Annotated in this window: 16 protein-coding genes and 1 tRNA gene; 7 read left to right on the forward strand and 10 right to left on the reverse strand. The window is 68.0% G+C overall.

The genetic code is table 11. The features are described from left to right. Positions 1–9 precede the first annotated feature (9 nt). A complete protein-coding gene (locus ACZ48X_RS04605) occupies positions 10–1,476 on the forward strand; it encodes an RtcB family protein (RefSeq protein WP_336350272.1) in 1,467 nt (488 codons plus the stop codon). 43 nt (positions 1,477–1,519) lie between these two features. Here ACZ48X_RS04605 and ACZ48X_RS04610 read toward each other — a convergent pair whose 3' ends face one another. Beyond that, positions 1,520–2,134 (reverse strand): GNAT family N-acetyltransferase, encoded by a 615-nt coding sequence (locus ACZ48X_RS04610; RefSeq protein ID WP_336350271.1) that lies wholly within the window; start codon positions 2,132–2,134, stop codon positions 1,520–1,522. Between the two features lie 131 nt (positions 2,135–2,265). Between ACZ48X_RS04610 and ACZ48X_RS04615 the strand changes: the two genes are divergently transcribed. From ACZ48X_RS04615 to ACZ48X_RS04630, 4 genes are all read left to right on the forward strand, one after another. Then, the gene (locus ACZ48X_RS04615) at positions 2,266–2,817 is read left to right on the forward strand and encodes a GNAT family N-acetyltransferase (RefSeq protein WP_336350270.1); all 552 of its coding nucleotides are present in this window, start codon (positions 2,266–2,268) and stop codon (positions 2,815–2,817) included. Positions 2,818–2,907: 90 nt separating this feature from the next. Next, positions 2,908–4,017: a DNA-methyltransferase gene (locus ACZ48X_RS04620; protein WP_336350269.1), complete on the forward strand. Its 1,110-nt coding sequence runs from the start codon at positions 2,908–2,910 to the stop codon at positions 4,015–4,017. 214 nt (positions 4,018–4,231) lie between these two features. Continuing rightward, entirely contained in the window at positions 4,232–4,966 is a 735-nt protein-coding gene (locus tag ACZ48X_RS04625) for a class I SAM-dependent methyltransferase (protein WP_336350268.1), read from the forward strand. Between the two features lie 72 nt (positions 4,967–5,038). After that, on the forward strand, positions 5,039–5,935 hold the full coding sequence (locus ACZ48X_RS04630) for a hypothetical protein (protein ID WP_336350267.1): 897 nt from the start codon (positions 5,039–5,041) through the stop codon (positions 5,933–5,935). A gap of 304 nt (positions 5,936–6,239) precedes the next feature. Here the strand turns inward: ACZ48X_RS04630 and ACZ48X_RS04635 are convergent. The 5 genes from ACZ48X_RS04635 to ACZ48X_RS04655 form a co-directional block, all read right to left on the reverse strand. Next, positions 6,240–6,310: transfer RNA gene (locus ACZ48X_RS04635), tRNA-Gly, on the reverse strand. 199 nt (positions 6,311–6,509) lie between these two features. Beyond that, positions 6,510–7,178, reverse strand: a complete 669-nt coding sequence (locus ACZ48X_RS04640) for a class I SAM-dependent methyltransferase (protein WP_336350266.1) — start codon at positions 7,176–7,178, stop codon at positions 6,510–6,512. 39 nt (positions 7,179–7,217) lie between these two features. After that, complete coding sequence (locus ACZ48X_RS04645) at positions 7,218–9,341, reverse strand: type II secretion system F family protein (protein ID WP_336350265.1); 2,124 nt, start codon at positions 9,339–9,341, stop codon at positions 7,218–7,220. A 3-nt stretch (positions 9,342–9,344) separates the two neighbouring features. Further along, positions 9,345–11,075 (reverse strand): type II/IV secretion system ATPase subunit, encoded by a 1,731-nt coding sequence (locus ACZ48X_RS04650; RefSeq protein WP_336350264.1) that lies wholly within the window; start codon positions 11,073–11,075, stop codon positions 9,345–9,347. A gap of 166 nt (positions 11,076–11,241) precedes the next feature. Further along, the gene (locus ACZ48X_RS04655) at positions 11,242–11,808 is read right to left on the reverse strand and encodes a DUF7549 family protein (protein WP_336350263.1); all 567 of its coding nucleotides are present in this window, start codon (positions 11,806–11,808) and stop codon (positions 11,242–11,244) included. 195 nt (positions 11,809–12,003) lie between these two features. Here ACZ48X_RS04655 and ACZ48X_RS04660 point away from each other — a divergent pair, with 195 nt between their 5' ends. Then, complete coding sequence (locus ACZ48X_RS04660) at positions 12,004–12,474, forward strand: DUF5793 family protein (RefSeq protein WP_336350262.1); 471 nt, start codon at positions 12,004–12,006, stop codon at positions 12,472–12,474. Between the two features lie 55 nt (positions 12,475–12,529). On the opposite strand, the gene ACZ48X_RS04665 is transcribed toward ACZ48X_RS04660, so the two are convergent. Next, positions 12,530–13,273 (reverse strand): proteasome assembly chaperone family protein, encoded by a 744-nt coding sequence (locus tag ACZ48X_RS04665; protein ID WP_336350261.1) that lies wholly within the window; start codon positions 13,271–13,273, stop codon positions 12,530–12,532. Positions 13,274–13,365: 92 nt separating this feature from the next. Between ACZ48X_RS04665 and ACZ48X_RS04670 the strand changes: the two genes are divergently transcribed. Then, positions 13,366–14,373, forward strand: coding sequence for a mechanosensitive ion channel family protein (locus ACZ48X_RS04670; protein ID WP_379762534.1), 1,008 nt, complete (start codon positions 13,366–13,368; stop codon positions 14,371–14,373). 12 nt (positions 14,374–14,385) lie between these two features. Here ACZ48X_RS04670 and ACZ48X_RS04675 read toward each other — a convergent pair whose 3' ends face one another. From ACZ48X_RS04675 to ACZ48X_RS04685, 3 genes are all read right to left on the reverse strand, one after another. Next, a complete protein-coding gene (locus tag ACZ48X_RS04675) occupies positions 14,386–14,925 on the reverse strand; it encodes an NUDIX hydrolase (protein WP_336350259.1) in 540 nt (179 codons plus the stop codon). Between the two features lie 100 nt (positions 14,926–15,025). Further along, positions 15,026–15,697, reverse strand: coding sequence for a class II aldolase/adducin family protein (locus ACZ48X_RS04680; protein WP_336350258.1), 672 nt, complete (start codon positions 15,695–15,697; stop codon positions 15,026–15,028). Between the two features lie 124 nt (positions 15,698–15,821). After that, on the reverse strand, positions 15,822–16,229 hold the full coding sequence (locus tag ACZ48X_RS04685; protein WP_336350257.1) for a universal stress protein: 408 nt from the start codon (positions 16,227–16,229) through the stop codon (positions 15,822–15,824). Positions 16,230–16,392: the final 163 nt, after the last annotated feature.

A 16,392-nucleotide genomic window follows, 5' to 3' on the forward strand; every position in this document is an offset into this window, starting at 1 on the left:
TGCTAGCACATGACCACGTACGACGCCGACGGCATCACGCTCCACAAGGTCCGAGACTACGTGTGGGAGATCCCCCAGGACGAGAGCGAGGGGATGCGAGCGCCGGCGCGCGTCCTCGCGAGCGAGACGCTCCTCGACGAGATCAGCGACGACATGAGCCTCCAGCAGCTCAAGAACGCGACGCACCTCCCCGGCATCCAGAAGTACGCGCTCGCGATGCCGGACGCCCACCAGGGGTACGGGTTCCCCGTCGGTGGCGTCGGCGCCACAGATGCCGAGAACGGCTGTATATCACCTGGAGCTGTCGGATTTGATATAAATTGTGGTGTCAGAATGATGAAAACTAATCTCCGGTACGAGGACGTTCGCGGGCGCGAGGAGGAGCTCGTGGAGGCGTTGTTCGAGAACGTGCCGACGGGCCTGGGTGCGGGCGGTATCTTCGAGGGATCGGTGGCGGACGTGAATCGCATCCTCCAGGGTGGCGTGGAGTGGGCGCTCGCGGAGGACTGGGCGGTCCCCGAGGACCTCGCGCACTGCGAGGACGAGGGGAAGCGGCCGGACGCGGAGCCGTCGAAGGTGCCGGAGGAGGCAAAGCAACGTGGCCGGAAGCAGGTCGGGTCGCTCGGGTCGGGGAATCACTTCCTTGAGGTCCAGCGCGTGACGGACGTGTTCCGCGAGGACGTCGCACGGGAGTTCGGGCTCGTCGAGGACCAGGTCGTGGTGCTCATCCACTGCGGGAGTCGCGGGCTCGGCCATCAGACGTGTCAGGATTACGTGCGCGACATCGAGAAGCGTCACTCGGGGTTCGTCGACCAGCTCCCGGACCGCGACCTCGCGGCGGCACCGGCGGGCAGTCAGCTCGCCGAGGATTACTACGGCGCGATGTGCGCGTGCATCAACTTCGCGTGGGTGAACCGCCAGCTCATCATGCACCGCACGCGCCAGGTGTTCGAGGACGTGTTCGACCGGGACTGGGAGGCGATGGAGATGGACCTCCTGTACGACGTCGCGCACAACATCGCGAAGAAAGAGGTCCACGAAGTGAATGGGAAAGAGAAGGAGCTGTTCGTGCATCGGAAGGGCGCGACGCGCGCGTTCCCGGCGGGCCGCCCGGAACTGCCGGCGGCCTATCGGGACGTCGGGCAGCCGGTCATCATCCCGGGGAGCATGGGCGCGGGCAGCTACGTCCTGCGCGGTGGCGAGAACTCGCTGTCGGAGACGTTCGGGTCGACCGCACACGGTGCGGGGCGGACGATGAGTCGGACGCAAGCGAAGCAGGACTACTGGGGCGGTGACGTCCAGACGGACCTCCGCGAGCAGCAGCACGTGTACGTGAAAGCACAGTCGGGTGCGACCATCGCGGAGGAAGCGCCCGGCGTCTACAAGGACGTCGACGAGGTCGTGCGCGTGAGCGACGCGCTCGGCATCGGCGACAAGGTGGCGCGGACCTTCCCCGTCTGCAACATCAAGGGGTGAGCGGCGAGCGGGGGTTCGTCGCGCCCCGGCGGCGGCGGCCGCCTCACCGCGTCGCCGCGGGCGGGCCGCGTTCGTGCTTCGCGGCGAGGAACTCGCGTTCGTTCGCGCTGAGGTCGTCGCGGTCGGCGAACGCGTCGAGGCCCTCGCGGTAGCGCGCCGCGGGGTCGACGTCGCTCGAGAGGGCTTCGTCGGCGGGGTGTTCGAGGACGAGTTCGGCGATACCGGTCTCGCGGCCGGTGTACGCGAACCCGGTCTTGTAGAGCGCCTCGTAGCTGTAGGGGTTGTTGACGGCGATGCGGAGGCGGTCGTAGCCGCGCTCGCTGGCGGCGTCGCGGACGAACGCGAGGAGTCGCGGGCCGAGGCCGTCGCCGCGGCGGTCGGCGCGCACGGTCACGTACCGGAGCCAGAGCGTGTTGGCGTCGGTGCGGTCCTCGTTGAACGCGACCGCGGCGAGGACGTCGGTCGCGTAGTCGTCGCTGTCGCGGCCGGCGAACGCGTCCGCGGGGTCCTCGTGGGTTTCGGCGACCGGGTGCGGACGGTCGTGACAGACGGCCTTCCCGGTCGAGGACATCGCGAACTTCCCGGCGTACCCGAACTCGCGGTAGTCCAGGCGGAGCGTCGCCCCGTCCTCGGGCCAGCCGATGACCTCGCAGTGCACGCGTCAGCGTTGCTCGGCCAGCGTGGTGTGGCTTTCGCCCCGGCCGGTCCTGCCGTTCGTCGCGGCCGGTGGCCGTGTGTCCGTGGCATCCCGGAGGAACGCTTATCGGCCTCAGGGCAGACGGTGCGGGCATGCCTGGTGCACTTGTCGTGGCCGGCGACCGCGTGACGCTCCGGACGCTCGAGGACGAGGACCGCGCGTTCGTCCAGCGGTCGCGCGCCAACCCCGAGGTTCGATACCCCATCGGCAACCCGCTGACGAGTCGGACGGCGATGGAAGCCGGCGACGACGACGACGGCCACGACTTCCTCGTCTGTCTCGACGCCGACGATGCGGGACGCGGGGCGGCCGACGCCGACGACGTCGAGCGCCTCGGGACCGTTCACGTCGGCGAGGCGTCCTACAAGCGCCCGAACCTCGGATACTGGCTCGCCGGCGAGTACCACGGCGAGGGGTACGGGCGCGAGTCAGTGGGTCTCGTCGTCGACTGGACGTTCCGCGAGTACCCGACGCCCGCCATCGGCGCGGAGGCGTTCGCGAGCAACGACGCCTCGCGCGCGCTCCTCGAGTCCCTCGGGTTCGAGCGCGAGGGCGTCCGTCGGGACTTCATGTTCGTCGACGGCGAGCACCGCGACATGGTCTGCTACGGGCTCGCGCGCGAGGACTGGACGGGCACCGAGTGATTCGGCGCCGGCGGACGCTGACCCAGGTTCGCCGTCGGCGTTCGGTCGTGGAGAATCACCTATATGTGTGGCGCGGGGAGTGGGTGAGTGATGGAGACGACCCATTGCGTACACGTTGGGGATGCGCGGGACCTGTCGGGGCTCGACGCGGACAGCGTGGACCTGGTCGTGACGTCGCCGCCGTACCCGATGATCGAGATGTGGGACGACGTGTTCGCCGACCTCGACCCCGAGATCGGTGACGCGCTCGACGCGGGTGACGGTGAGGCGGCGTTCGAGCGCATGCACGACGTCCTGAACGACGTGTGGGCGGAGGTCGAGCGCGTGCTGGCGCCGGGCGGTATCGCGTGCGTGAACGTCGGGGATGCGACGCGGACCGTCGGCGACCGGTTCCGCGTGTACCAGAATCACGCTCGCGTCGTGGAGGCGTTCGCGGACCTCGGGTTCGACCCGCTGCCGGACGTCCTCTGGCGCAAACCGGTGAACTCGGCGGCGAAGTTCATGGGGAGCGGGATGGTGCCGCCGAACGCGTACGTGACCCTCGAGCACGAGTACGTGCTCGTGTTCCGGAACGGCGAGTCCCGGTCGTACCCGCCGGGGGACGACGCGCGCTACGAGTCGGCGTACTTCTGGGAGGAACGCAACCGGTGGTTCAGCGACGTGTGGACGGACGTGGGCGGGGAGCGCCAGACGCTCGCTGACGACGCGCTCCGCGAGCGGTCGGGGGCGTTCCCGCTCGAACTCCCGTATCGACTCGTCTGTATGTACTCGGTGTACGGGGAGACGGTCCTGGACCCGTTCTGGGGGACGGGGACGACGAGTCTGGCGGCGATGGCCGCGGGTCGGAACTCGGTGGGCGTGGAGCGCGACGCGGGGTTCGTTGAGGCGTTCGCGGACCGGGCGAGCGAGGCGCCGGCGGTGTCGCGGGACGTGAACGCCGCCCGGTTGGCGGCGCATCGGGAGTTCGTCGCGGACGCCCGCGAGGCCGGTGACGACCTCGGGTACGAGAACGAGCACTACGACGTGCCGGTGCGGACGCGCCAGGAGCGCGACCTCCGGTTGTACGACGCCGCGAGCGTCGAGCGCGTCGACGGGGGCGAGGTGGACGGGCGTACGGCGGTGGAAGCGGACGGTGGGTCGGACTCGTTCGGGGACTGCACGTACCGCGTGGTGCACGAACCGCATGATATCGAAGAGTAGCAGGTTCGTTCGGGTTGTTCGCGGGGACGGTTCCGCCGGGGTCCCAAAATTATAAATACCCAGCGTGCGAAGTTGTAAGTGAAGAAGACTGTTAAGCAGAATAGAAAATCTTTTCCGGTAGCAGCAGGTATCCTCTGAAGCCGACGAAGACCCACCCAAAACCCACGATTCGGTGCCGTACCGCATCCGTCCGACCAGCCACGGCCACCCCAAAATGACAGGAACCATAGACGCATCCGACCGCAGCGACGCCAGCCATCCCGAGACCATCGACTGGAACGCGTTCTGGCGCGACGCAGACGAATCCGACCGCGAGTACGCCACGCCGAGCACGCATCACGTCCGCGACCTCCTCGCGCAGTTCTTCGACGCGAAGGGCGTCCCCGAGTCGTTCGCGGACGTCGGGTGCGGTCCCGGCGTCGTCGCCTTCCACGTCGCCCGCGAGCACCCCGACACGACCGTCTACGGGTACGACGCCGCCACCTCCATCGTCGCCGAGAACCGCGAGCGCGCCGCGACCGACGAAATCTCGAACGTGCACTTCGAGCAGGCCGCACTCCCGGACCTCGACATCGACCGCCAGTTCGACACCGTGCTCTGCTACGGCACGATGAGCTACGTCGCCGACTCCGCCGCCGCACTCCGCGCACTCTACGACGCCGTCGAACCCGGCGGCCACCTCGTCCTCGGGTACGTCAACGACGGCTACCGCCGGCACCTCCAGCGCATCCTCGACGACCCCGTCGGCCACGGCAAGGACCCCGACGCGTTCGACGCCGCCGAGTTCGAACGCCGCTGGCGGCTCGTCCTCGACGGCGAGAGCACCCTGACCTACGAGGCCATCCACGACGCCGTCGGCACCTGGCCGCGGAGCTTCTGGGAGGTCGCCGACTACCCCGAGGAACGCTGGGCGTGGGAGGACGTCCCCATCGTCTGGCTCCCGAAGTGACGGCTCGGCCGCACCGACGGCCCCGCTGACGCGCAGAAGACATATGCCGGCCGTGACAGCAGTACGGCCCGCATGCCCTCCCCACGCCACTCTGGTTCGACGACGCCGCGTCGTCGACTCCTCGCCGCGGCGGCGAGCGCGACGCTCGCCACCGCAAGCGCCGGGTGTCTGAACGACGCCATCGGCAGCGACCCACAGACGCCCGACGACGGTCCCGCGATGACCGAACCGACGACGCGCGCGGTCACCGCCACCGGCACGTACGCGGACGCACCGAGCGGCCCGAAATCGTACCCGGACCGCCCGACCGACGCGAGCAAGGCCGCGAGCGTCGCGTTCGCCGAAGCGTTCGAGAACGCCCGGACGTACAACAGCCTCCACGAACCCGACGCCGAGACCGTCTCCACGAGCGCGTCGACGCACCACCATCGCGCGATGCACGACGGCCACTACGTGCTCGCGACCGGCTCGGGGTACGCGAACTACGACGACGGCGTCCACGCGGACTGGGGCCAGGCGCCGGCGGTGTACTACGTCAGCAGCGACCTCGTCGTCCGCACTGGGCGCTACCAGGACTACTACAGCGACTGCGAGGACGTGTTCGCGAGCGACGACCCGAGCGAGAACTTCGCCGCGGTCTGCGAGGGCGGCGACGCGGCGTTCCGCGCGTACAACATGCATCCCGACGCGCACACGCTCTCGGTGACCGTCGACTACCGCGGCGAGAACCGCGACGAGCGCATCCTCGAGGACGAGTACTTCCTCGGAACGAACGACGCGGTCGAACAAGGGAGCGTCACGTACCGCAAGGGCACGTACCGCGTGACGGCCGCGCTCGAATCGGGCGCGCAGGCGACCCAGGACTGGACGCTCCAGACCGAACCGACCTACGACGACCCTCCGCTCTGCGTCGTCGTCGGACCGACCGGCGGCCTGACCATCCGACGAATCCCCTTCGACGAGGTGTAGCAAACGCTGCTCGCTTTCGAGCCGCGTAGGAGTGCACCAGCCGGGAGTTCACCGAGCAACGCGAGGTGAACGTCGGCTGAGGCGCGACCAGAGTGCCTCGGGCGGAAATCGAACCGAAACCAGACGTGCTCTCCCTGCGTTCGCTGTGCGCGACTGGTAGGCTTCGATTCCCGTTTCGGCATTCCTCCCGGTCGGCTCGCGCGTCGCTGTCGCTCCGCGCTCGGAGTGTGCTGGAGAAGTGCACCAGCCGGGAGTTCACCGAGCACCGCGAGGTGAACGTCGGCTGGCGCACGACCGAAGGGAGTGCACCAGCCGGGAATCGAACCCGGATCATTGGCTTGGAAGGCCAAGGTCTTACCATTAGACCACCGGTGCGCTCGGTGTCGTGCGGCGGCGCGGTCGTCGGTGACCGTTGCGCCGGCACTCGTTTCGAGGGAGCCGTCGCTCGCATTTGATGGTTACGGTTGAAGACAGCGCGTGGTGCGCTGTGTCTCGGGAGCCGTGCGCGAGGGCCCCCGAGACGCGTAGGTCCCACACCAACGGGTGTGCGCACAGAGTGCTTCGTAGCGAGGCCTTAAGATGTTTTCCGTTCAGACCTGACGCTGGAATAACAATTACCGCTGGATTGGAACGTCTCCTCGACACTGAGCGCGCTCGCCGCGAGGTCGCGCTCGAACTCTGCGGGCGCGTAGATGTGGTAGAATCGCGGGACGGTCTCGCCGCCGGGGAGCGTCCAGTCGACGGTCGTATCGAAGCCCACGTCGTCGTCCGCGCTCGCGTCCTCGAACGTGTCGTGCGCCGTCGACCACGCGCTCACGAGCGCCGCGCCGTCCGGTGAGAGCACGCGCGCGAGCTCGTCGAGGCTCCGGACGCGACGCTCGCGGTCCGGGAGGTGATGGAGCGTCGCGACGTAGACCGCGAGGTCGACGCTGTCGGTCGCGAGCGGGAGTCGAGAGGCATCCCCCTGGACGAGCGCGACAGCCCCCGCGTACTCACGGTCGTTCGCTCGCTCCGCGGCCGTCTCGAGGAGCCCACGGCTCGTGTCGACACCCACGACGCGGTCGCACACCGCGGCGAGCCCCTGTGCGTGCCGGCCGTTCCCGCACCCGACGTCCAGCCCAAGCGCGCCGTCGCGGCCATCGAGGAACGACTCCACCTCCGGCCACGGGTACTCGCGCGTCGACGAGAAGTGCGCCGCGATCCGGTCGTAGACGTCGCGAGTGCGTTCGCGAGACCGATCCATGTCACTCGGTCCGGCCACGACACGCATAACGACCGCGGTTCAGATGAAGAGAAGGAAGACGCCGTACGCGATGGCGAGCAGGACCGCGGCGTGCTTCGCGCCACCGCGGATGTCGCCCGTCGACAACTGGCCGGCGATGAGTCCCGAGAGCAAGCCCTGGAGGAGCGTCGAGTGGAAGAAAAGCAGCGTGTACGCTTCCGTGTTCACGCCGCCGCCACCGATACCGCCGACGGCGCCCACGCCGGCACCACCGGTCGAACCGCCACTCCCCGTGCCGTTCAATGCCGCGCCCGTCCCGCCGTCGGGGAGGTTCGGGATGAGGACCGTCGACAGCACGCCGATGATGAACAGGAACACGAAGAACGACACGTACACGACGACCATGTACGTCAACATCTCCTGCTTCCGGCGCTGCTTCAGGCGCCGGTCCGCCTTCGCCTGCGACCCCGCGATGCGCAGCACGGTCGACAGGTCGCCGCTCGCGTTCATCGCCTTCGTCGTCAACGTCACGACGCGCGAGATGATCTGCGTGCGGAGGCGCGCCTCGAAGCGCTTGAGTGCGGTCTCGACGTCCGCGCCCCACTCGATGTCGCGCCACACGCGCTCTATCTCCGGGTCGAGCGCCCCGAGTTCACTCCGCTGCACGCGCTCGATGGACTGCACGACCGTCATCCCCGCCTCGTTCACGCTCGCCAGGCGGTCCATGAGGTCCGGGACCGCGGACTCGATAGCCTCCAGGCGGCGTCGATGCACCTCGAACGCGATGGCGAACGTCCCGACGACGAACAACGTCCCCTGCACGAGCAGGTCGTCGAACGCACGGATAGAGACCTGTCCCTCCACGAGCGTCTGCGGGAACCGGACCGCGGTCACCACGAGCACGATAGGGACCGTCACCCAGAACAACGCCGTCGGTCGTTCGATGACCGTTCGCCCGGGATTCCCGAGCTTCCGCCCGAGCCAGCGGAACCGACGATACAGGAGCAGGCGTTCCATCCCCGCGTTCGAATCCCGCTCGCTCCCTGCCTCGACGCCACCGTCCGACCGGACGTCCTTCGCGCGACGAACGTCCGTCATCGTCTCGATGGGGTCGTCGATGTCGTCGATTCGCTGTATCTGACTGATGGTGTCCGTCGCAGACAACAGGTAGATGATGAACAGGAGGTTCGCGCTCGGGACGATGACGTACACGAGCACCTGCAGGGGCTGGATGGTGTCACCGACCGCGATGCCGATGACGACGAGGATCGTGATGAGGAAGAGCGGCCCGGCGACGAGGCCCGTGACGTACACCTCCGCGAGCGTCGCGAGGAGGTCGAGTAACTTCTCCTGCTGGCTCTCGGCTTCCTCCTGGTAGTCCTGGTACTGTTGCTGGAGGAACGACGACAGCGACCGGCCGGACTGCAGGACGCTCGCGAGGTTCTCCGAGAACTCCTTGAACTGGCCGCTCGGCGTTCGATGCGCCATCGTATGGATGGCGGAGATCATGTCCTGCCCGAACATGTCCATGTTCCGGACGGCGACGTTCACCTCGTCGGCCGCGTCCCCGTACACCGCCTTGTTGTCCGCGAGGATGCGCATCACCTTCGGGAACTCCATCCCGGAGCGACTGAGCGCGTACACGAACGCGATTGTTCGCGGGAGCGACGCCTCGATGCGGCGCGCGCGCTCGTCGGCCTTGTACGACGGATACCACCACCGCAGCCAGTACGTCAACCCGCCGAAGACGATGCCGACGGTCGCGCTCGTTACGAGCATCAGCACGAACAGTTCGTAGATCGTCAACGACGGGAGACCCGTGAAGTTCGCGAGGACGTGTAGTTGCTGGGGGAGCGTGTTCGTGATCGTCTGCTCGTCGATGGCGAGAACGGCGAACGTCCCCCAGATGAAGTACATCCCGGAGAGCGACCCGACGACCGCCATCACGGCCGCGTAGAAGATGGTCTTCGCGGCGTAGATGCGGTACGTCGTCGACAGGTGCGCGGCGCGGAGCGTGTTCTTGCGCTGGGTCTTCTTCCGGTCGATGCGTTCGACGTACGACCCGAACCCGACGAGCGCGAACCGACTGACGATGCGGTTCGCGTACGCCCAGTACGGCGCGAGCGCCACGGGCAACGCGAGGAGGACCGCGATACCGAGCGGCACCCAGTTCGCCCACGACATCCGTCAGTCGCCCTCGGCGAGGGTCACGTCCAGTCCGTCGTCGCTGTCCTCGTCGTCCGCGGTGGTCGTCGACCCGACGACGTCCTCGATGCGGTCGAGGGCGCGCTCCGGGTCGGCGTAGTACTCGTTGATGAGCGCGGTGAACCGCCGGTAGTCCGTGATGTCGCGCTCCCAGAGGTACTCGAGGAACCGCCGGCGGTTCCGGAGTTCCGTGAGGAGTTCCTCCTGGTTCCAGCCGCGGTCCTCGCGGATCTCGTCCAGCAGCGAACTCCCCGAGGACGAGAACTGGTCGTCGTCGGCCGACCACGTGAACGCCGTCGAGTAGTCGAGTTCCCCGGTTCGCTGGTCGATGCCCTCGATCTCCGCGATGGTCTTGTTCCGGCGGACGCGCTCCTCGTCCATCCGCGTGAGCGTCTGCACGCAGAGGATGTCGAGGGACTGGACCATCGACCGCGGGACGTTGATCGGTTCGTTCTCCAGGCGATTGATGACCGTCCGCACCGAGTCGGCGTGCATCGTCGAGTACGTCGTGTGCCCGGTGTTCATCGCCTGGAAGAGCGTGATCGCTTCCTCGCCACGCACCTCGCCGACGATGATGTACTCGGGGCGATGCCGTAGCGCGGAGCGGAGGAGGTCGTACATCGTCACGTCGGTGCCTTCGTGGAGTCGTTCGCGGGTGATGCTCGACAGCCAGTTGTCGTGGTACAGCGAGAGCTCGCGGGTGTCCTCGATGCTGAGGACCTTCGACCGCGGCGGGATGAACATCGAGATGGCGTTCATCGACGTGGTCTTCCCGGACGCGGTCCCGCCCGCGAAGATGAGGCTCTTGTTGTGCTCGATGGCGAGCCAGAGGTACGCCATCTGGTCGATGTTGAACGTCCCGTAGTCCAGGAGGTCGATGGGCGTGAACGGCTCGTCGGCGTACTTCCGGATGGTGAACGCGGAGCCGCGCGGCGTGACCTCCTCGCCGAGTGCGAGCTCGGCGCGGGAGCCGTCGGGGAGCGTCGTCTCGACCATCGGATCGCCGATACTGATGTGGCGGCCGGAGTGCTGGGCGAGTCGAACGACGAAGTTGTCGAGCGCCTCCTGGTCGAACTGGACGTTCGTCTCGATGTCCGTGTACTCGTCGTGGTAGACGAACAGCGGGAGGTCGTAGCCGTCACACGAGATGTCCTCGACGTGCGGGTCGTGCATGACGGGGTCGAGCTTCCCGTACCCGCGGAACGCGCGCCACAGGTAGTAGTAGAGCTTGTAGTACGTCGTCATGTCGACGTCCGCGCCGTACCGCTCGAGGTGCTCGTGGAGCGCTTCGTCGAGCACGACCTCGGTGTCGTCCATCTCGATGTCGCGCCGGTACACGAGCGGGTCGCGGACGTCCTCGAACAGCGTCTCGAGGAGCGCGTGCTCGTACTCGTCGAGTTCCGGTTCGACGACGTAGTAGAGGTGCTCGTTCGCGTCCGTGTCGTGATTGATGGAGACGAACGCGAACGGCGGATTCACCCAGTACCGGTTCACCTCCTCGTAGCCGTCGAGTCCGTCGAAGTTCACGAGCCGGCCGTGCTCGTCGGGGTCGTACCGCGAGTGGTCGATGGTGGTGCCGCGGAGCATCTGGACGGTCCGGACGACGCGACGCTTGAGTCGTGCAAGTCGTGACTCCGGCGACGTGGCGTCCGCTGACTGTATCCGTTCGTGGGAGGGGGCGTCGTCGCGTCGTTCGTGTGGGTGTCCGGACATCGTCGAAGAGCAGGAACCGCAGGTTTCCGGGGTATAAGTGGAGCGTCGACTTAAATCAGGCGGCCATCTGGGTACGAGGAGAGTGCTATCGAAGCCGATGCCGGCGACGGGTTCGTGAGAGAAAGGCCCGCGGTCGCATCGGGCGGCGTACGGGCTCGCGGTGGTGTCAGGCGGAGTCGGCGTTCGCGTCCGCGCTGTCGACGTCGGTCCGGTCGACCCGGAGGAGGATGACGCCGAACGCGAGCTGGAGGAACACGCCGAAGGGCACGAACAGCGCTGCCTGCGTCGTGAACAGGACGTACGTCGCCCCGAGGAGGACGACGGCGACCCCGAGGAGGAGCGCGCCGAGGAGTCTGACGGGGTCCGTGGGGATGGCGTCGAGTGCGGCGTCGACCTCGAAGTACATGAGGAGGGACACGACGACGGCGACGGCGAGTAACGCGACCCCGACGAGCCAGAGGTCGTACCCCGGGACCTGCGAGAGCGCGCCGCCGCCGGCGTTCACGACCTCCTGGCGGAACTGGAGTGGCGTCTTCACGGACGTGCCACCGAGAATCTGTACGCCCAGCTGGTAGCGGATACCGACGAACGGGAATCGGAGGATGACGAGCGTGAGGTCCTGTCCGGACGTGACCGCGAACGACCCGTAGGAGATCGACCACGGGACGAGCGCGGACAGCCACGTCACGAGGACCGCGAGTTCCTCGGCGTACTCCGACTTCACCCAGACCATACGCACACGGGACGGGGCGGCGAGTAAAGCGTATCGGATGCGCGTCACGCGTCCCGGTATCGGATGCGCGCCACGTGTTCCAGATGGGTCACGCCGCGGTCGGGGTCACGCCGAGGCCGGTGGAGTTCCGGTACCGGCCGGGCCGGCGGCGGGCGTTACGTTCATACGGGGGGATACCTAAGGCTCGAGCGTGGAATGAGGCGCGACTACTTCACGCTGGACGTGAGCAACGTCGACTGGGTGGACGACGACGGTGAGCCCTCCAAGCCGACTGTATCGATCGATTTCGAGGGCCCCGTAGCGACGCTCGAGGAGCGCCTCACAGACCAGAACGGGAATCCGCTTCCGGCCGAGGAGACGGACGTCGCGTTCCGGTACAAGGACGACGTCGGCGCGGACGACGCGACCGGCGTGGTGAGCGTCACGAACCGCTTGACGGGGGACTTCGTGCTGGAACTGAACGAGGACGCCGAGGACGTCGGGACGTTCATCACGGCCGCGCGCCGGTACGGCGAGCAGGCCGGGGACGACGGCGAGTACCGCGTCGACATCGCGCTCGGCGGCGAGGACTTCGTGTCCTACGAGAAGTCGACGTTCCTCGTGTACGACAACGACGGGAACCTGCTGCGGAACCACTCGCTCATCCCGAGCGGCGTGGAGTTGTAGGCCGAGCGCAGTCCTTCCTTTCTTCGCGGTTGCCGTCGTCGATGGAACCTGCTGTTCAGTTGAACATACGGTCCTCGGGTCGTTCGTTGTCCGGGATGGATTCGAGCCGCTCGTGGAGGCGCTCGTAGTACGCGGCGACGTCCGCGGCGAACGCCTCCAGCGGTCCGGTGTCGACGTCGAGATCGTAGAGGCGCGTGACGGTGTCGAGGAGCTGAATCGCGGCGTCGACGTCCGGGACGCGTTCGTGGACCGGCGTGAGGAAGACGCCGACTGCGAGGTCGCTGACCATCCCGCGTTCGACGAGCGCGGCGTCGACGCCGTCGAGGAAGCCGTTCCCCATCCCGGGAATCTCGGGGTCAGCGTCCGCGACGCGAACGTCGAAGTAGTCGCGCGTCGACACGTGGAACGTCCGGTGGTCCTCCGGGGCGTGCGGTATCGGCACGCCGCTCAGGACGGCGACCTCGTCGACGCTCGCGGACTCGGTCCAGTCGAGTATCGCGTCCGTGAACGGTTTCGCCGCCGAGTTCGGGACGAACAGGCCGCCGTGGAGGACGGCGACGTCGAGGTCCTCGCGGGTCAGGATGCGCGTGTGGTGGTGCGGGCGCCCGTCCTCGAACGGCGTGATGGTCGGGAGGGCGTCCGTGGTGACGTACCCGCAGGGCTCCAGGTCGAGGCGTTCGCGGAGGTAGTCGACGGCGGTGAGACCGGCGAGCCCGTACGCGGCGAACCCCGAGATGACGTGGTCGACGTCCGCGCCCTGGTCGCAGACCTCGAACCGCGGTGTGCTTTCAATTACCATGGTGGTACTTGGGGGGCGGTGGGCTTCGTTCTTTGCCCGACGGCGACGCCGTGCGTTTTATCGGGGGTGGGCGAGACGGGTGTGACGTGACTATCGGGCAGCAGACGGGGAACGAGACGGCGGGCGGCGGGAGCGGGGCGGCCGCCGGGGAGACGCTGGCGGACTGGTTCGGGGTTGAGCTCCCGGCGTGGTTGCCGCCGGAGGTCATCGGGTGGGTGCTCGCGCTCGTCGTGCTCGCCGTGACGTGGACCGTGTCGAAGCTCGCGGTCCGGCTCGCCGGCCGGACGGTCGCGCGCCGCATCAAGCGACCGAGCGTCACGCGGACCGTCCTGCGGCTCGTGCAACTCGGCGTGGTGCTCCTCGGCATCGCGGTCGCCGCGAGCCTCGTCGGGTTCCAGGCCGGCGACATCCTCCTCTCGGTGACGGTGTTCTCCGCGGTGCTCGGTATCGTGCTCGCGCCAATCGTCGGCAGCATCATCAACGGGTTCTTCGTGCTCGCCGACCAGCCCTACGAGATCGGTGACATGATCGAGCTCGCCGACCGCGGACAGACGGGGTTCGTCGAGGACATCACGATCCGCTACACGAAGATGTTCACGCTCGACAACACGTTCATCGTCATCTCGAACGACTCCATCCGCGACCGCGACGTCATCAACTACTCCGCGGAGGACGAACGCACGCGACTCTCGCTCACCGTCGGCGTCACGTACGAGGGCGACCTCGACGAGGCCCGCGACATCATGGAGTCGTGTGCGCGCGACGTCGACGAGGTCATCACGGGCGGCCCGGACATCCGCATCGGGAGCGCGCGGTACCCGGCGGCGCCGACGTGCTACATCGACGAGTTCGGCGACCACGGCGTCCACCTCACGCTCCGGTACTGGGCGAAGCAACCGTACAAGCTCCTGACCGTCCGCTCGAAGGTCCAGACGAACGTCTGGAGTGCACTCGAAGACGCGGACGTCGAGATCGCGTACCCGCACAGTCACGTGGTGTTCGACGACACGAGCGGCGAACTCAACGTCGCGAACCGCGACCGGCCGCGCGACGACCGGCACTTCCCCGCCGACGGACTCCCGGACGACGGCAGCAAGTAACCGTCTCTTCGGTCAGTCAGTTCTCGCCGCTCGCACCGCGGGTCGCGTGAGGTCCGGGTTGAACACCTTCTCGGGGAGCTCTTCGAACCAGTTCACGTCGACGATGTCCTCGTCGTCGACGCCGAGGTCGTCGCCGACGGTGGTGTCGGTCGCGCGAGCCTCGTAGAGGACGACGTGGAAGCCCGTCCACTCGTCGGTATCGTCGGCGTTCACGATGCGACTCGCGCCGACCGCCCGTGGTCGGACGGGGTCCACGTCGACGCCGGTCTCCTCGCGGACCTCGCGAACGAGTCCACCGTCGAGTGACTCGCCGCGCTGGAGCGTCCCGCCGGGGAGCACCCATCGTTCGTCGTCGCCCTGCCGGATGCAGAGCACGCGGTCGCGGTCGTCGAGCACGACGCCGACTGCCACCCACCCCGAGCGGAACGCCTCCATCTCGCGGTCGTCGCGGTAGCGCTCGGGGTCGCGGACGTCCTCGCCGCTGTCCTCGACGAGGTCGTCGTATCGATCGCGCGGGTCGACGACGGCGGCGTACCCCTCGAACCCGTCCATGCGCGACGCTCCGAGGTGGTCGGTCTTCAATCGGTCGGACTCGCAGCTCGTGGTCGACCGCTCGACCGCCGGCCCCGGCCGTGGTTCGCGGGGTCGTCGGTCAGCCGCCGGTGAGGTACGACCAGACGCGGTCGACGGCGATGGCGTTCGTGAGCGTCGCCGCGGTCGCCGCGAGCGAGTCCTCGTCGCCGACGGGGTCGGGGTCGCCGAGGTGGCTCGCGCGGTACTGCGTCTCCGCGTTCGCCGCCATGTACCACGTGAAGACGGTCGCTTCGCGGACGGTCTCGCCGACGACGACGGCGCCGTTCCCGGCGAGAACGACGGCGAGACCGTCCCCGAGCGTCGCCGCGAGCCGGTCCGCTTCCGCGTCGCTCGTGACGAGATGCCCGTCGGCGTCGTCGAAGTCGTCGAAGACCGGTATCGGGTCCTCGAACGGCGCGCCGAGACGACTCACGGGTCGGATGTCCTCGCCGGCGGTGACGAACGGGAGCACCGCCGGTGCGTGATGGTGGACGACGGCACCGACGTCCTCGCGCGCCGCGTAGATGCGGCGATGGAGGGCGTGCTCGTCGTGCGGGCGCCCGTCGCCGCGGACGATGCGGCCCTCGACGTCCATCTCCAGGAGGTCGTCGCGCTCGGCGCGCCCGGGCGGGACCGCGGGCGGCAACACGACCATGTCGCCGTCACGCGCCGAGACGTGCCCGAACGCGTCCAGGATGCCGGTATGCGAGAGGGCTCGACTCGCTTGCACGAGGTCCCGTCGTGTGGTCACGCGCGGCGGTTCGACCGCCGGTACGTTAACGCTTCCCCCGCATGTCAGTGCGAACGAAGGCATCGGGGTGAATCGCCGGACGGCACCGGTCGATGCCGTCCGTCCGACGAACTGGACGCCCCAGCTAGCCGGTCGCGGAGACCGTCACGACCTCGCAGTCGAGGTGCTCGCGGAGGTACGCGTCGACGTCCGGGTCGTCGAACAGCCGTCGGAGCATCCGCCGCCAGCGCCCGGCTTGCTTGGTGCCGATGACGACGACGTCGGCGGCTTCGGCGGCGGCTTCGTCGAGGATGGTCTCCTCGACGAGGAATCCCTTCCGGACGACGTAGCGCGTGTGGACGTCGACGTCGACGGCGCGCTCGGCGGCGGCTTTCAGGTCCGAGCGCGTCACCCGCCCGCCGTCCTGGTAGAGGTTGACGTGGAGGACGGTGAGCGCGGCGTCTCGCTCGTGCGCGATGTCGACGGCTGCGGCGAGCGTCCGCTTCGAGTGCGAGGAGAGCGGGTACCGGACTGGGACCAGAACGCGCGTCATCTAGCCTGACGGAGCGCGTCGACGGACCTAAACGTTAGGACTCGGCGCCGACGGCCTGCACGCGCCGACACGTCGTGGCGCGACTCGCGACCGTCGATTCGGCCCCCGACGTGACAGCGGCACGCGCACAGACACGAGACTTATTACGAACTGTCAGGTAGCC

The organism is Halorubellus litoreus, from assembly GCF_055378595.1.

Excerpts from the sequence above, each read along its gene's own strand:
- ACZ48X_RS04605 (WP_336350272.1), top strand. The coding sequence starts at position 10 with ATGACCACGTACGACGCCGACGGCATCACGCTCCACAAGGTCCGAGAC.
- ACZ48X_RS04615 (WP_336350270.1), top strand. The coding sequence starts at position 2,266 with ATGCCTGGTGCACTTGTCGTGGCCGGCGACCGCGTGACGCTCCGGACG.
- ACZ48X_RS04620 (WP_336350269.1), top strand. The coding sequence starts at position 2,908 with ATGGAGACGACCCATTGCGTACACGTTGGGGATGCGCGGGACCTGTCG.
- ACZ48X_RS04625 (WP_336350268.1), top strand. The coding sequence starts at position 4,232 with ATGACAGGAACCATAGACGCATCCGACCGCAGCGACGCCAGCCATCCC.
- ACZ48X_RS04630 (WP_336350267.1), top strand. The coding sequence starts at position 5,039 with ATGCCCTCCCCACGCCACTCTGGTTCGACGACGCCGCGTCGTCGACTC.
- ACZ48X_RS04640 (WP_336350266.1), bottom strand. The coding sequence starts at position 7,178 with ATGGATCGGTCTCGCGAACGCACTCGCGACGTCTACGACCGGATCGCG.
- ACZ48X_RS04645 (WP_336350265.1), bottom strand. The coding sequence starts at position 9,341 with ATGTCGTGGGCGAACTGGGTGCCGCTCGGTATCGCGGTCCTCCTCGCG.
- ACZ48X_RS04650 (WP_336350264.1), bottom strand. The coding sequence starts at position 11,075 with ATGTCCGGACACCCACACGAACGACGCGACGACGCCCCCTCCCACGAA.
- ACZ48X_RS04655 (WP_336350263.1), bottom strand. The coding sequence starts at position 11,808 with ATGGTCTGGGTGAAGTCGGAGTACGCCGAGGAACTCGCGGTCCTCGTG.
- ACZ48X_RS04660 (WP_336350262.1), top strand. The coding sequence starts at position 12,004 with ATGAGGCGCGACTACTTCACGCTGGACGTGAGCAACGTCGACTGGGTG.
- ACZ48X_RS04665 (WP_336350261.1), bottom strand. The coding sequence starts at position 13,273 with ATGGTAATTGAAAGCACACCGCGGTTCGAGGTCTGCGACCAGGGCGCG.
- ACZ48X_RS04675 (WP_336350259.1), bottom strand. The coding sequence starts at position 14,925 with ATGGACGGGTTCGAGGGGTACGCCGCCGTCGTCGACCCGCGCGATCGA.
- ACZ48X_RS04685 (WP_336350257.1), bottom strand. The coding sequence starts at position 16,229 with ATGACGCGCGTTCTGGTCCCAGTCCGGTACCCGCTCTCCTCGCACTCG.